The organism is Reichenbachiella sp. (assembly GCF_965233835.1).
Classification (GTDB): domain Bacteria; phylum Bacteroidota; class Bacteroidia; order Cytophagales; family Cyclobacteriaceae; genus Reichenbachiella.
Map to the genome: position 1 here is coordinate 1,405,550 of NZ_OZ247585.1, position 15,341 is coordinate 1,420,890.

Below are 15,341 nucleotides of genomic sequence, written 5' to 3' on the forward strand. Positions count from 1 at the left end.
GAAAAGTTAGTTATGGAGCTCAACTAGTGCGCAACGATCACTATGATCGTTATTTAGTTTTCAATTTATGAAAAATTGCATAAGGATAACTGAGCTGAGGCTGAGTTATAAATCGGAAATCAATTTGATGAACAAAAGCCATTTTTTTAAACGCTTACATTCAAATATAAGCGTTTAAAAAAAATGAATAATTCACTAGTTAGTGAAAATGAGAAGATCGCCTCTCAAGCATCACGGTATCCCGCCATACCTCATGCTGCTGGGCAATTTTTTCCCTGCGACCTACAAGCCTAAAGCCTAAGCTTTCATGCAGACGAACACTGGCTTTGTTTTCAGGAAAGGTAACGGCTTGCAGCATCCAGATACCGGCTTCTTCGGATCGTTGGATGAGTGCGGTAAGGAGTTTTTTACCGAGGCCCTGGCCTGTTAGCTTCACATCGATATAGATGCTTACTTCGGCCACGCCGCGATATACGGGTCGTTTGGAGACGGGAGACAGCGCGGCCCAGCCTTGTACGGAGCCGTCGTGGTCTTTAGCTACTAATCTGGGTTGATCATGGTGTCTGGCGTCCCATGCCTCCCAGCTAGGCGTCTGGGTTTCGAATGTGGCCTGGTTGGTGTCTATGCCATCCTGGTAGATTTTTTCAACCTCAGGCCAGTCACTCGGTAGCATGGGCGTGATGATCATAGCCCTTTGTCTGTCACAAATTTTTGTGTAAACTCTTTGATCATATTTTGTGTAGACCTGAAGCTATCCAAGATCTCGTCTTCGGTGCCCGTGGCTTTAGCAGGGTCTGGGAAATTGTAGTGCACGCGCTCGCCGTCTCCTGGAATGTATGGGCAATTTTCCTGCGCATGGTCGCACACGGTGATAATGTAGTCGAAATCTACCTCCAGGTATTCAGTAATGTTGTTGGAAGTGTTGTTGGAGATGTCAATACCATCTTCTTTCATTACTTTGATGGCTCTGGGGTTTACACCATGGGTTTCTATTCCCGCGCTATAGACTGCCAGTTCATCGTTAGCGAAATGTTTGAAATAGCCATCTGCAATTTGACTTCTACAGCTATTTCCGGTACAAAGAATGATAAGGTTTTTCATTTGATTGTTTTATTGAATGATAGGGTTGTTGCCAAATGAGAATTGTGACTCAATGTAATGAGCCACAATTTTAAGTAATTAACAGCATTGTTTGGCTCCTGAAACCAAACTTGGTTTACATACTGTTGGCTTAGCAAATAATTCAAGTCTGATTTTTCCATCAGCGAAAAGAAGGTCTTCTACACTAAAATTGGAAGTTCTGATATCCAAATCTCCATATTCGAAGAAAATTTCGGTGTCACCATTGATTGGTTTCAATTGGTCTACCTTATTGAAAATATCCAGTGCTTTCTCTGCTGTCCACGGTTTTCTCATTTCTTCCAATGGGTTGACCATCAGTTGTACAATGGTTTGTTTGTAGCTGTCTGGGTTCCCACCACAATCTACGGATTCAATACTCACATTTTTAACTTCTGTAATGTGAAAAGTAGGCTTAATAAATTTGCCTTTTTCGATTTCAAACTCTAATCCTAGTGCTGGGTTTTCTTTGAGGATGTTTAAAAATTCTGACGTTTTCATATTCATTGTAAAATTACGATTAAATTAATTAACCTTATAATCGTAAAATCACGATTAATGTTACGTTGATTTTGAAATAAAATAAAAAAGGGCTCTGATAATCAAATCAGAGCCCTTTTTTGAAGAGAAAAAATATTTTATTTAATCATAAATTCCACCTGAGTTTGATCCCAAATAATGGAAACGGTTCCATCATCGGCTAAATTGATGGCAAAACTTTCAACCACAGCATCAAGCTCTGCTGAAGAAACTTTGAAACGTCCGATGTCCTTGCTCTTGTCGTAATCGTAGGCTCCCCACTGCTTGGCGTTGGAGTTGATGATGATGGTCCACTCAGATTTCCCTGGAATAGTGAATAAGGCATTTTTCCCTGCCTTTACATCTACACCTCCAATTTTCGCATCCTTCGATAGCTCAATGGTAGTTGCTTCGTTGGCTCCTGTTCTCCATACTTTGTCAAATGGCACCAAACCACCATAAATCTCACGGCCTTTTTTAGAAGGGCTGCTGTAGTTGATGGTAATGTCATTCCCATTTACTGTGGCTTTAGATACTTTGGGAGGGCTGGCTTTTTGCTGCGCATACAGGCTGGAACTGCTTATAAGGCAGGCAATAATAAAACTTGTAGCAATTGATAAATTCTTTTTCATAAGTTCAAGATTTTTGTTTGGTTTGAAAACGGATTTAAGATGGCTTAAGTTCGCATTATTTTTTTAATCAGAATTGGGCCTATGCTTGATTATTTTCCAAATTCTCAGAATTTTAAATTAAATTGACGGTCTGATTATCCACCACCTCTAATAAGTACAATGACGAAACAAATTAAGGTTCTAATAATTGATGATGACGAGATCAACAATCTGATTTGTACTAAGGTGATCAAAGATTATAACCCTGAAATGCTTGTAGAATCTTTGACAAGTTCAACCAAAGGGCTCACTTATTTAGAGGATTTGGTGAAGAACAATCCAGAAGATTTGCCAGACGTCATTTTGTTGGATATCAATATGCCAACGATTAGCGGGTGGGATTTTATCCGTGAATATCGCAAGATGATGACCGCTGTAGAAAGTGAAAAAATCAAACTCTTTGTATTGACTTCATCGCAGTACTATCAAGATGCCGAGTTGGCCGATCAGTACAGGGAAGTGCAAAAACTATTCACCAAGCCCTTGACCTCAGATATTCTAAAGGAAATAGATACTTATCTAGATTAACGAATACTTAGTTCAGCAAGAGACTTTTTGAAATTAGAAACGACATCATCTTGCTTGAGGTGGTGCCCCGCTTTTACTTTCCAATCTCCATTTACTATAGTTCCCATGAAATGAGAACGATCACCACTGTACACCAGCGTAGATAAAATATGTTCAGGGCGACTGGTTGCTATGAGTGGCATCTGCGCGTCTATAACTACAGCATCTAGCGGCTGACCTACCTCAAAGTAACTTTCGCAACTGTTGCCCATAGCTTTTCTTCCGGCTTTTAGCGCCATATCCACGCCGAATAAGCCAGTGTCTCCATTAGTTTTTGAAATAAACTGATTTCTACGATGGGTGGTCAGTCGTTGTCCATAGTCCAGTATACGAAGCTCTTCCAAAGGATTTAGTCCAATATGACTATCCGTGCCAATCGACCATTTACCTCCTTGCTGTTGAAAGGATTGTAGTGGGAAAATGCCGTCCCCTAAGTTGCCTTCAGTAGAAGGACATAACACAACATGGGCACCTGATTGTGCTATGCCAGTAACTTCTGAGTCGCTCAGATGTGTGGCGTGCACCAGATGAAAATTCTGGTTAACCTCAAATGTATTCAGGAGCCATTCAACCGGCCTTTGTTTATAAAAGTCCAGGCAGTCAGCAACTTCTTTCAGCTGTTCTGCTATGTGAATGTGAACAGGTAGGTTTTTAGCTTCTGCGAAAGCTGTCCGGATAGAGTCTTCGTCGACCGCACGAAGCGAATGGATGCCTAAGCCAACATTAGCTTTTGAGTAAGATTGGGTGGCTTGCTCAGATGAGACCAAAAGATCAAGATAGTCTTGTGCCGTGGCAGAAATAAACCGTCTTTGTTTTTCAACCGGACCTTGTCCAAATCCTCCTTTTTGATAAAAAATAGGAACAAGTGTAATGCCAATGCCTGCTGTTTGCGCCGCACTGACCAACCGTTCTCCCATCTCTGCATGATTGGCATACCTTTTCCCATCTTTGTCATGATGCACATAATGAAACTCAGCCACATGGGTATAACCATGAGACAGCATTTCAGCATAAAGCATGGTGGCAATGTGTTCGAATTGATCAGGGTTCATGGACAAGGCTATGTTGTACATAGTCTCTCTCCAACTCCAGAAGTCATCTTGTGATGTAGGGTCGGGATGAATTTCTGCAAGGCCGGACATCGCATACTGAAAGGAGTGGGAGTGTGCATTTTGAAATCCAGGTATGGCATAGCCATTCACATGTTCTGTGACTTCTTGCGGTGTCGTTTGGGACAAGTTAATAATGTTTCCATCTTCATCCATCTTCACGTAGGCGGGACATAGCCATCCACTATTCGTCAACAACCCTTCAAACTTCAAAACTTTACTCATTGGTTCATTTGGTTTAGCGTCTGAATAAGCGATTCAAAGAGGTGCTTTAAATCTTTCCTCACTACTTCTGCCCTAGAATCGTCATATTGGGTTTCGTTATCATCCATATAGACGGTCTTGGCCATCTCCAACTGAAGTGCATGGATGTCTTTCTCAGGTTGGCCGAAAGTACGTGTGAGATTTCCGCCTTTGAATGGGTGGTTATGCTTGAATGAGTACGACGTACTGGACAACACGTCCATTGCTGTTTGGATAATCTTGGAGTCTGCCGCTTGTTCATCCGCATCACCCAAGATCAGGTCTGGAAATTTCTCTGCCCTAATGCCGGGTACATGCTGTCTTATGGAGTGTGCATCAAAAAACAACACATGTTTGAATTGCTTCTGTAGCTTGGTCAGCTCCAGGCGGATCTGGTCGTAGTATGGATAGTAATAGCTACTGATTCGCTTGTTGATTTCTTCTTGTGTAGGTCCATCGTCCAGATAGATGTTTCGATCGTTAAAATTCGTGGTTGGGCACAAGGCAGTAATCACTCTGCCATCGTTGTAGAGCGGTTTGCTCTCCGCATTTCTATTCAAATCAATTACCCAGCGGCTATATTTTGCTCTGATCATTTTTATTCCCAGATCACCCACAAAGTCATAGAGCTGATCCACAAACCAGTCCGTATCATCTATCGCGGCTATCATTTCCGGATCGTATTGATCTCGAATGGAATCGGGAATTTCGGTACCACAGTGAGGTACACTTACCAAAATGGGTACTTGATTTTTGTTGGGGTCAATGATTTCAAAAGGCATATGCGAATTTAATTTTTTTGACTCGGTTATAATAACCTTCAATTCCAGTTTACTTATCGCTTAATACTTTCTGATCTTATAACTTTGTGGTTCAATTCGAATACTATGATCATATTAGATAATGCTGTCCTATCCGATGACATCAAAGAAAGACATTTTGTATGTGACTTGAACAAATGTCATGGTGCTTGCTGTGTGGAAGGAGATTTAGGTGCACCACTGGAGGAAGACGAATTACCAAAATTGGAGGAGGTACTTGAGGCGGTTAAACCTTATATGTCTAAGGAAGGACTTGCAGTGCTCGAAAAGGAGGGCAGTTATATTCTGGATGAAGAGGGAGACTACTCCACGACTACTATCGGAGGCAAAGAGTGCGCATTCGCGATATACGACGAACAAAATATCCTCAAGTGCGCCATCGAACAAGCCTATTTGGATGGTAAAACCAAATGGAAGAAGCCAATTTCCTGTCATTTGTATCCGATAAGGATAACTAAATATGATCATTATGATGCACTGAACTATGACCAGTGGGACATCTGTGATCCGGCTTGTAAGTTAGGCGATGAGCTGAAAGTGCCTATCTATAAATTTTTGAAAGACCCACTAATCCGCAAGTACGGGGAGAAGTGGTACGCTGAGTTAGTTAAGGAAATTGAAGGTAGTTAAAGCTTCCGTTCGATTTTTTGAATGAGTGAGTCCGTGGAGGCCTTGATACCTTTTTCAGTTCCTAAAACGTCTCCTTTTATGATCATGACCAATAGTAGAACATCTACATATTCGGTTTGTGAGTTAATATCTAATATTTTTTCCGAAATTCCATTGCAGAGCGTATTATAGGAATTTACAGATTCGTAATATCCAGTAATCGATTCTAATAATTCGCTATCCATTCCTGCCAAAACCTCACTGAATTTAGCTGATTCGTAGGTAGGGGTACGAAGAGGAAATAATTTAAGGCCTTGCCACTTTGGGATTTTACCCCAGGCTCCATCCCAAATAAAGGCTGTTTTCAATTCTTCTTTGGAGCTATTGGATATTACGCTATCTACCGCCTTAGTAATTGATTCGTGATATGGTATGACCAGGTCAAGCTGATTTTTGTGGCCATTTAGTTCACTTGCCATATGAGAGAGAAAAACTTTTTGACGATTGTTGTCTTTTTGATCGTTATTCCATTCACTCAACAGAATGCCCAGGAATACACCGAAAATGACAATTACTATTTGAATAATGTACTCCCAAATTTTATGTCTATTCATGAGATGAAATTAAGCAAAAAGAGGGAATTAAAAGTTTATGATACTTTCTTACCTTTTATCAATTCGGATTCGAGTATTTGACTCATTTCAATGATGATGGCATCGAGCTCTTCAGAGGATAACTTGAGCTTTTCGATCAGCTCCATTTTACTTTGGATATCCTGTTCTTGGATAATGATAGACATCAAGCCTTGCATTCTACTCAATGGAGCCCTTACCTCGTGAGAGTTAAGATAGGCGTACTTCAACATTTGCTCATATTGCTCCTGAACCTTCTGAGTTCTTTCTTTGACCAGATGGTCCAGATTCTCATTCATGCTCTTCAATTCGTGGTTGGCATCGGCCAGTGCTTTGGTCTTCTTGTTTACCATAATCACTAAATTCTTCTTATGGTCTTCAAGGGATCTTCGTATTTCGAGCTGGATCAAGAAAATACTTGTAACCAATGCAGTACTTGTGAGCTCAAATTGCATAGTAGATATAATAGATAGGTAACTATTAATCATACCAATATCCTGGTTCATGCTAAGGAGCTCATTCGTAATTACTAAACTAGGTATAAGAAACAGGTAATAATATATAACTGTAAATACTATCCAGACGGTGCCCAGTACATAATGATTGAAACTGTAAGTCTTTATTTTCTTGTATGCGTAGAACCCGATTATCAAGGCTACAACGTGCATGGCAAAGGTATTGATCATGGCATTCGGTGGAGCCACCACAGACGTAATCAAAGAGGAAAGAATGATGTAGATTGGATGATTGAGATAAAAGAGACTGACGAGTAAAGGAATTTCCCGAAAGTCACTACCAGCACCTTCAATACCCGGGAGTAGCATTCTGACAGAGCCAAATAGTGCAGAAAGGCTTCCGAAGAGTACGGCATAGCTCAACTGTTTCACAATTGGGTTCTTAATCTCGATCGATGGAATCTGCATATTGATGTATGTAGACTTTACACAATAAACAATATACAAAAAATCTAGCTTTATTACCAGTGACGCTTCTGAGCATAGGACAGACTATAAACGTTATTTGCAATCAATCCTTCATTTAGTTATTTTCGGAGATATTCAGATTGGGAAAATTAATTATGATGAAGCGAACCAAAATGTGCAACGCCCATCTGAAAAGCACAGGATCTTGGTTCAACCTGCTTATTTCACCTGTAAAATGATGGGCTGAGGAGTAATTGACCCAAGGGATCAATCACTCTTTCAGCTTATTTTTTACCCTCGTTTACATTCGATTTTCCAAAATGCATAAACAATAGTATTGTTTGCGTCTATCCATTCTCCGACCCATTTGTATCCATCTTTTGAAAAATCATAAAACGTGAGCCTTGAAAAACCTTCAAGTCCTTGGGGTGATTTTTGAGGTTTGTAAAGTACAATTTTGTCCTCTTCTAAGTTCCCCGTCCAATAGGATAGAGGTACGGTGCCCGTAGCACGAGAGGTATAGTAGTGTACGAACCACTTGGCACTATCTGCATCGTACTGTCTAATGCTCCCCGAGTGAGTGCCATCAGATTTTAATGTAAAATCTTGGACTCCAAGTCCATTCATAATGTACTGGAAGGTCCATGCCATATCTACTTCTTCGGCCCAGGTTCCATCTGGAGCTCTGCTGGTAGATTTGCATTGGCACGTGCCAATCATCGGTTCATAATCCTTGATTTGTTCAGGAGCCTTGGGGTTCGGTCTGCCAAAAGGAAATTCCTTGGATGGTGCGTAATCATACTGACCAAAACAGGAAAAGCTGATGCATGCGAATAGCATGCTGATTATTTGAGTTTTCATAGTAATTTGTTTTTTGGATCAATATCTACAGAACTCTTGAATACCCCTAGACTTGTGCAGGGAGCACTAATAGAATTGCAGTAAGCATGCTGAAGAATCTACTTGAGATCTGAGAAGACAGAAAGAAAATCAATAACAAAAGGAGCAACACCGGTGTTGTGCGTGGCACCGTCAATTGTGGTGAAGGTTACTTTGCTTTCGTCAGCGCCTGCATCAATTAAATGATTGTATGTGTTCTGCGAATTTTGATACGGGACGGTGATGTCTGCAGAACAGTGATACATAAAGATCGGATGCTTAGGTTGCCAGCTTATTGGGCTGTTGGTCTCGAGTGTTTGATTCAACAAATCATACTTAGAGTCATTTGAGTTTGTTCTAAAGTCTTCGGTTAGCAATTGTTTGATATCCGTAGTTAGGCTTGCATTGATCTGACTTCCGCTTTTGCTTCCATCAAAAAGTTCTGAAATGGTGGAGGCATAAGGTTCATTAAACAGATCTGATAACAATGTTGGCCATTCGTAGACATCTGTATAAGAAAGGGCCAGATAGGCTAAATAAAAAGGCTGACTATAAGATTCGAGTTCAATAAAATAATCTTTCATTCCTACCAGGTCATATCCCCCAGATGCTGGAGCGGACGCAACTAAATTAAATTCGTTCTCATATTTCTCTTCGATTCTTTTATGGGTTACCATGGTCGCATATCCTCCTTCTGAGTATCCAGCCAGAAACAATTTGCCGTTGCTGTTTAAATTCTTTTCAGCAATAAACTCTTCGGCAGCTCTAACCATATCTATGATGCATTCTGCGGTAGATTCAGCGTGATAGTATGGATGTAGGAAATCCGATGAGCTGCCAAACCCAATAAAATCAGGAATTAAAGAGATATAACCTAGCGAAGCGAATGAAGCATAAAATGTACCCTCATCACTCTCTGTTGGTGCATCGGCATGTGCGGCAATCGTTCCATGCTGAAAGCTCAATGTAGGAACCTCTTCCTCTGTATTAGGTACTCCAATCAATCCTGAGGCAGTTATTTCGGTGCCTAAGTACGTAGTCAGGTACTCTATCTTGTAGATGGTAATGTCGTACTGAAGTTGTCCGCTGATAGCCGAGAAACCTTGTTGATTGGCACCAAACTGCAACAATTGCACTGGATAACTGGCTATCTCGGTAGCCGAGATTAAAGTTTTATTTTCAACTGGATCTGGCTCACTGTCTGATCCGCAGGAATAAAGAAAAAAGGCAACAATCAAGAAAGTTGCCTGCACCCATGAAGAAGAGCAAATTGAAGATTGTTTTAATTTCTTGCTTATAAACATTTCCATATTATGTCTTATCAAGTTCAACCATAGAAGGATTTTACATCCCGGACTCTGCTTTGTGAGATATCGATTTTAGTATGATTCTCTAGTGTAAGGAATGAGGAGGAGTTGAAATTCACTTCAGAAACCTTCTTCATATTAACAATTGCTTTACGGTGAACCCTAAGAAACTGACGATCGTGGAGTTTTTTCTCCAAGGCCTTGAGTGAATTTCGCATCGCATAGGTGTGCTGACTGACGGTATGGATTTTCACACAATAATCGTAAGCCTCTATCCAAAGGATGTCTGAAAGAGGAATGATCTTATTCTTATTTCCAATTTTGATTGATAGTGCCTGAGAGTCCTTTTTCTTTATTTTGTTTTTGAGATCAAGGATTTCAACGGCTAGATTTTGATTGACATTAACCAAATGAAATAAACCTAGCATGGCGACATGTGCCAAAGTATAGATAGGTGTTTTTTGATAGAAGAAAAACACACAATTGTCCCAGATGTTGTCTATGGTCAATGCTCTGTTACTAAGTACCAGTTGAATTAGTGAAATAACAAGTACGTTGATTAGAATGAGTATGATCAGATGCGAAATAGCAGGCCAGGTCTTAGTCAAATTAAAAACTCTATTCGATTTCCCTGTATAAATAATAGCACCACAATAGGTCAACATAATTGAAAGCCAAATCATCCATCGATAAGCGTGAGCTATAGCTAACTCGATGATAGAAAACTGGTCTGCCGAAGCCAATTCAAATTGGAGTATGAAATAGTACTGCTGTGCTGACTCAAAGAGCACCAAGAAAAGCACCATGGCAAATGCATACAGTACAAACCCTCGGTACTTCAGGTGCATAAATTGGATGAAATTGATCAGATGAGGTATCAAAATTTATTGAGTCACGTCATGCTAAATGTGAGTTTCACATTTCTATCATCAAGATAACAAATTTGAAATATGCTACCCTTGGAATCGAAAGGTGATTTAATACTATTTGAGGATACGGCTATAGAAAACGCTCTCAGATACAGATAGTCTCAGTACGTACATTCCACTTCTAAGGCGTGAAGTGTCCAATTGGATTGAGCGGTCATTTTCCTGGGTATAAGGTACATTCATGGTGCTTCCATTGACGTCGAAAACTTCTATCCTGAACATCTCTGCGAACAGAGAATTATTTACCTCAAGATAAGCCACATCTCCTACAGGATTTGGGTACGCATTGAATTGTAGATGCTGCGTATGGGTAACACTGATCACCTCAGAATAACTGAAAGTTCCGTCAAAATCGGTTTGTTTTAGTCTGTAGAATGATTTTCCGGCCAACGAATTGTAATCTACGATGCTGTAGTGGTTTACGGCTGTGGTGCTCCCGGCACCGTTTACATAGTCAATCTCTTCGAAATCGATGCCATCTCTGCTGCGCTCGACGGTGAAATAGTCGTTGTTGAACTCGGAAGCTGTAGCCCACTCTAATACAATTTGGTCTTGCTGAGATGATGCGGTAAAATAGAGAAGTTCTACTGGTAGGGCATGGTTGGGATTGTCACTATCCGTACCCAGTAAAAATTCTGAAAGGGCTTCAACTTCTAATTCTAAGATGTATCCGGTAGAGCCGTAGACTGATGTGGTTGGTGTGTAAACCACGGGTGTTCCAGAGCCATCAAGCGGTTCTAGGTCAGTACCATCTTGTCGAGTCACCCGAAGGAAATCCTGTAAGTATTCATCTACGTCATTGCCATTAGCTTTTCCATCTCCATTTAGTTCAGCTCTGATGTCGTCAATTTCTTCATTAAGTGTGTAAAAGCGAATCGTGACATCTGAAACGGGCTGTGTGGTAGGGTCGAGGTAGAAATTTCTGTCTAAGAAATAATCTTCGTTATTGACTAAATCGTCTGTTTGGCTTCCGCTGGTTCGGATTCTTACTCCCCAGCATGTAGCACCCAGATCGTTACCATTGGGGTTGATAGAATAGACCAGTTGATTATTGTTATCACGAACGTCAATAAAGCTGTTGCCACTAAACACTGGGCAGTTGGTAGTCACTTCATAATCACCTACAGTGGTTGCAATTTCATCCAGGCTACTGGCAATGCTAGTAGCCAAACTGAAGACGGCTCCATCTGCTAAATCTACATTATAGAAAGTGACCACATTTGCTGTAAAATCTCCGGCAGTAATGAGTATTTCATCACCATCGTTGAATGTAGCATCTACGTCTACAATCAATGCAAAATCATCAACAGTGCTTCCAGTAATGGTCAATCCAGTCAAATCGAATTCGATCTGAGTACCCTGTACGTCGCCCGTTTCAGAAGCCGACCATTTTCGTGTCAGCATTTGATTCACTCCTGAAGGCAAACCAGTTGCTGTTTCCGTTGTAGCACCATCGTCATTTCCCCACACTAGATATTCACCATCTTCATGGTCAGCGGCATTGCTCATGGTGATGATGGCATCATTGTTTTCGCTTTTAGATTGTAGTTGAGCGAGCAATTCACTGTCATCTCTACCAATTCCGGCAATGTCGTTGGAGTAGCCATTGCTTACGTCGTATATTATAGTAGTGCCATCAGTTGCGATATAGTTGCTCCCCAGTGTGATGCCATACTTGATGGCTAGATAGGTCTCAATCTTTTGCCTGTCGGTATCATCTTCACTGATGGCAAAAGTGATGACCTCTGCAATATTACCTACCCAGGCATTTGTGCCATTTGCATCATTTTCTCCTCCAATTACAATTTTGGTATCATCAGTTACACCGGTTGCATCGGTATTATAGGTATTAATAGTGTTACCGTTAATATATAAGGTGCCTCCACCTGCACCTCCGGAGGTTCGTTTGATCACATATATATTGGGTTCATCTACGTTGACTGTCCCAGGCGGTGTGATATTATTGTTGGCTGATCCTGATTCTCGAATATGCACTCTCGGGTTGGTATGCAAACCTTGTCTAAACTGATCACTTCCGTTACTAAAGAAGGAATTTCTGGCAGCAGGATTAGTAAGTGAATGCTGGGCTACAATATAGAAGGTGTGCTGTCCATTTAAGCTTCCTCCGGACAGTAAATTTTCTGTATCGTAAGTGCCGGAGTTATAGATATTATCATTTCCACCGAAGGACACCACGTCATTAGAATTGAGTGCGGCACTGGTCAATGTTGGTACGTCATTTTGAGAATCAAGATCCAGTCCTGTTGGCGATTGATCCACCCAGCTCGTCACATTAGATCCCGCTGTAGTAATACCTGCATCGGCCTTAAACCATAGAGCAAGATTGGATGATATACCTCCAGGAGAAGCGCTTACTGCCGTACCAAGAACAAAATAATCTCCATCACTAAAATCCACATTTTCGAAGGTGATGATGTTGGAAGCCACAGAGGTAGGTTTACTGACGGCTGTTGGACTACTCAAGTTTTCGTCATTATCAATCACAAGTGAGTAGTTTCCTATATCACGATCCGTGATTCCTGAAACACTGCTGATGTCTATGGCAATAGTGATTGTTCCTAGATCTCCAGTCTCGGCTACCCTCCATTTCCTGTTCAATATCATATCTACTCCAGTAATGGCTGGTGCAGGAGTTACTTCAGTGAGTGATACAGGTGCCGTTTCATTGTCGCTTCCCCATATTAGATATTCTCCGTCTTGCATGTCGGAGGCATTGCTCACGCTTACTATAGCCGAAGTGTTGATACTTTGGGATTGGGTTTGGTTCAACACCTGAGCATCATCACCATTTTCGGCTGCAGCTCTTCCGATACCTGCAATATTGAATGCGTAGCCAGAGAAAGCTGTACGATCTAATATTGAAGTGCCCGATCCGTCTAGATAGTCTTGAGCAGTAATGTCTAGAGTAATCCCATATTTTATGGCCAGATAGGATTCTACCTTTCTTCTGTTAGTGTTGTCTAAGGCTACCTCGTAGTAAATTACTTCAGCAACTTCACCCGTGAAGTCAGTTAATAGGTTGTAATCAGTAGAGGCAGGAATGGTCACATTACCTGTTACGAAGTCCTCTACAATACCGTTTACGTAGATATTCTCTGTTGTTGCGTTTTGTTCGAATCCTAAAATTTGCCAAGATCCCGTGGAGGAAGTAGAAATAAAACCTGTATTTCCATTTCCTCTATATACACCTCCTTCTACTTCCAATCTGGGATTAGCATTATTGTCTCGTTCAAAAATATCTACACCATTGGTAGAAGTGCGTAGTACTGAAAGGAATTCATATTCTTCAGAAACGGATGATAGATTGACCTGACCGGCATTGTCCGCAGTGAAATTGATATAGGCATTTTGGTTTAGTGTATTCACAGTTTCAATGACGGGCCTGTCGAAGGGTTCGGGTTCGGCATGATTTGAGTTTCCACTTTGATCGGACCAAAGGTCCAGGGTAACGCCATCTACGTCTGTAGTATAAAGATCGCCTTTGAGCCATAGCATTAGGTTGCTAGCTACTCCTCCAGGGCTACCTACGGGAGATACGGCCAAAGTGACGTAGTCTCCGTCTTGAATCTCCACATTGGTAAATGTTAGCACATTATCACTGATTGACGCTCCGCTAGTATGAACAGTTGGCGAGGTAAAGGTAGGAGATCCATTGTTGATCAATAGAGCGAAATCTTCGGGATCGGTGGTAGTACCTCCAATTTTTGTTAAGTCAAATTTTACGCTTACGGTTCCTACATCACCTGTTTCCGAGAAGTACCAAACTTTATTCACTCTTTGGTCAAAACCTGTTGGTAGTCCAGTAGTAGTGGTTCCGGCAGCACCATTATTTCCCCAAACTAAGTATTCGGTATCATCCATGTCAGAGGCTGCTGTGACTGTGACAATTGAATTATCGTTGATACTCCGAGACTTGGTTTGGTCTAGGCCTTCCGCAGTCTCTTGAGCAATGCCTGCTACATCGTTGCCATATCCACCATCTACATCATACACAGTGGTACTGGCTGCATTGGTGCCGTCGTAGTCTACATTGAAATAGTCATGCGTCAGCGTGATTCCGTATTTGATGGCCAAATAACTATCAATTCTTAGACGCTCATCCGCATTTAATTCACGATTAAAAACAATTTGTTCGGCTATGTCACCGTACCAAAAGTACTGACCGTTTACTGTTTCTGAGCTCCCGGCGCCAACTCTGTAGGGTCGCGCAGCATTCGGGGTGTACGATTCACCAGTGCCATTAGACTCTAGATTTCCATCTAAATAAAAACTTTTATCTCCCGGTGATTCATTGAGGGTAACATTGAGTATCTGGACATCGGCTCCTGGAAGTATGGCTTGAGTAAAGGTGTCCCACCCCGAATCTGATCCGGTCCAAAGGTCATACTGATCAGTATCTTGTCTTACGTAAATGATGTACCCTCTTTGCGGATAGTCATCTCGACTGGTGAATGGAGATCTCCAGCTGTTGTCGTCTGCTGCTAATCTATGTACCGAGAACACTGTCACGTTGCTACCATTGAGTCCAGCAGCGTAGGGTACGTCTAGCATGTCATCGGTACCATCGAAGGTAATTCCTGGGTTGAAATTGAAGGCGTCTGTAGTGAGTGATGGGCGCTTGGCAGCGGTCCCCATTGCTGCATTATTGCCCTGACCACTTTGGTCTGCCCAAGCAGATATCTGGGTGGTGCCAGTCACCCCTGCGTTAGCTTTCAGCCATAGCTGTAGGTTAGAACTAACATTTCCTGGATTTTGTGCAGAACTTGTCCATGCACAAAATATAAATACTGTATTGAGTAAATTTCTAAATCCCCTTTTCATTGTAGATCCTTCTCTGACTTGCAAGTTATGCATTCAGGGGAAAAATATGACTATTTCTAGTTAAATGCTCTTATTTTATCGACGAATGAAATAAATATAGGATTATTATTATATAGCGTATAGGGGATATCACTAACTAATAGGTAATTTCCTTACATGCATGCAGACAAA

14 protein-coding genes are annotated in these 15,341 nt (G+C 41.4%); 2 read left to right on the forward strand and 12 right to left on the reverse strand.

Translation table 11 applies throughout. The features are described 5' to 3' along the window. Positions 1 to 199 precede the first annotated feature (199 nt). From ACO6S2_RS06015 to ACO6S2_RS06030, 4 genes are all read right to left on the reverse strand, one after another. A complete protein-coding gene (locus tag ACO6S2_RS06015; protein ID WP_422361612.1) occupies positions 200 to 688 on the reverse strand; it encodes a GNAT family N-acetyltransferase in 489 nt (162 codons plus the stop codon). Then, positions 685 to 1,101, reverse strand: coding sequence for an arsenate reductase ArsC (locus ACO6S2_RS06020; RefSeq protein WP_422361613.1), 417 nt, complete (start codon positions 1,099 to 1,101; stop codon positions 685 to 687). The genes ACO6S2_RS06015 and ACO6S2_RS06020 overlap by 4 nt, the downstream gene beginning before the upstream one ends. A 78-nt stretch (positions 1,102 to 1,179) precedes the next feature. Further along, a complete protein-coding gene (locus tag ACO6S2_RS06025; RefSeq protein ID WP_422361614.1) occupies positions 1,180 to 1,626 on the reverse strand; it encodes a DUF6428 family protein in 447 nt (148 codons plus the stop codon). Positions 1,627 to 1,757: 131 nt separating this feature from the next. Then, positions 1,758 to 2,270, reverse strand: coding sequence for a DUF2911 domain-containing protein (locus tag ACO6S2_RS06030; protein ID WP_422361615.1), 513 nt, complete (start codon positions 2,268 to 2,270; stop codon positions 1,758 to 1,760). Between the two features lie 159 nt (positions 2,271 to 2,429). Here ACO6S2_RS06030 and ACO6S2_RS06035 point away from each other — a divergent pair, with 159 nt between their 5' ends. Further along, the gene (locus ACO6S2_RS06035) at positions 2,430 to 2,837 is read left to right on the forward strand and encodes a response regulator (protein ID WP_422361616.1); all 408 of its coding nucleotides are present in this window, start codon (positions 2,430 to 2,432) and stop codon (positions 2,835 to 2,837) included. On the opposite strand, the gene hutF is transcribed toward ACO6S2_RS06035, so the two are convergent. Both hutF and ACO6S2_RS06045 read right to left on the reverse strand, forming a co-directional pair. Next, positions 2,834 to 4,210 (reverse strand): formimidoylglutamate deiminase, encoded by a 1,377-nt coding sequence (gene hutF / locus ACO6S2_RS06040; protein ID WP_422361617.1) that lies wholly within the window; start codon positions 4,208 to 4,210, stop codon positions 2,834 to 2,836. The genes ACO6S2_RS06035 and hutF overlap by 4 nt on opposite strands. After that, positions 4,207 to 5,010 carry an N-formylglutamate amidohydrolase gene (locus tag ACO6S2_RS06045; RefSeq protein ID WP_422361618.1) on the reverse strand — a complete coding sequence of 268 codons (804 nt, stop codon included), beginning with the start codon at positions 5,008 to 5,010 and terminating at the stop codon, positions 4,207 to 4,209. Before ACO6S2_RS06045 ends, hutF begins: the two co-directional genes overlap by 4 nt. A gap of 105 nt (positions 5,011 to 5,115) precedes the next feature. On the opposite strand from ACO6S2_RS06045, the gene ACO6S2_RS06050 reads away from it, so the two are divergent. Next, positions 5,116 to 5,679, forward strand: a complete 564-nt coding sequence (locus tag ACO6S2_RS06050; RefSeq protein WP_422361619.1) for a DUF3109 family protein — start codon at positions 5,116 to 5,118, stop codon at positions 5,677 to 5,679. Here ACO6S2_RS06050 and ACO6S2_RS06055 read toward each other — a convergent pair. The 6 genes from ACO6S2_RS06055 to ACO6S2_RS06080 all read right to left on the reverse strand — a co-directional run bounded on the left by ACO6S2_RS06055 (position 5,676) and on the right by ACO6S2_RS06080 (position 15,170). Next, positions 5,676 to 6,272 carry a DUF6090 family protein gene (locus ACO6S2_RS06055; RefSeq protein WP_422361620.1) on the reverse strand — a complete coding sequence of 199 codons (597 nt, stop codon included), beginning with the start codon at positions 6,270 to 6,272 and terminating at the stop codon, positions 5,676 to 5,678. The two genes, ACO6S2_RS06050 and ACO6S2_RS06055, sit on opposite strands and share 4 nt — an antisense overlap. Positions 6,273 to 6,307: 35 nt before the next feature. Then, a complete protein-coding gene (locus tag ACO6S2_RS06060; protein ID WP_422361621.1) occupies positions 6,308 to 7,213 on the reverse strand; it encodes a hypothetical protein in 906 nt (301 codons plus the stop codon). A 291-nt stretch (positions 7,214 to 7,504) separates the two neighbouring features. Next, positions 7,505 to 8,074, reverse strand: coding sequence for a hypothetical protein (locus tag ACO6S2_RS06065; RefSeq protein ID WP_422361622.1), 570 nt, complete (start codon positions 8,072 to 8,074; stop codon positions 7,505 to 7,507). Between the two features lie 98 nt (positions 8,075 to 8,172). Beyond that, complete coding sequence (locus ACO6S2_RS06070) at positions 8,173 to 9,402, reverse strand: alpha/beta hydrolase family protein (RefSeq protein WP_422361623.1); 1,230 nt, start codon at positions 9,400 to 9,402, stop codon at positions 8,173 to 8,175. A gap of 17 nt (positions 9,403 to 9,419) precedes the next feature. Beyond that, positions 9,420 to 10,247, reverse strand: coding sequence for a LytR/AlgR family response regulator transcription factor (locus tag ACO6S2_RS06075; protein ID WP_422361624.1), 828 nt, complete (start codon positions 10,245 to 10,247; stop codon positions 9,420 to 9,422). 135 nt (positions 10,248 to 10,382) lie between these two features. After that, a complete protein-coding gene (locus ACO6S2_RS06080; RefSeq protein WP_422361625.1) occupies positions 10,383 to 15,170 on the reverse strand; it encodes a T9SS type A sorting domain-containing protein in 4,788 nt (1,595 codons plus the stop codon). Positions 15,171 to 15,341: the final 171 nt, after the last annotated feature.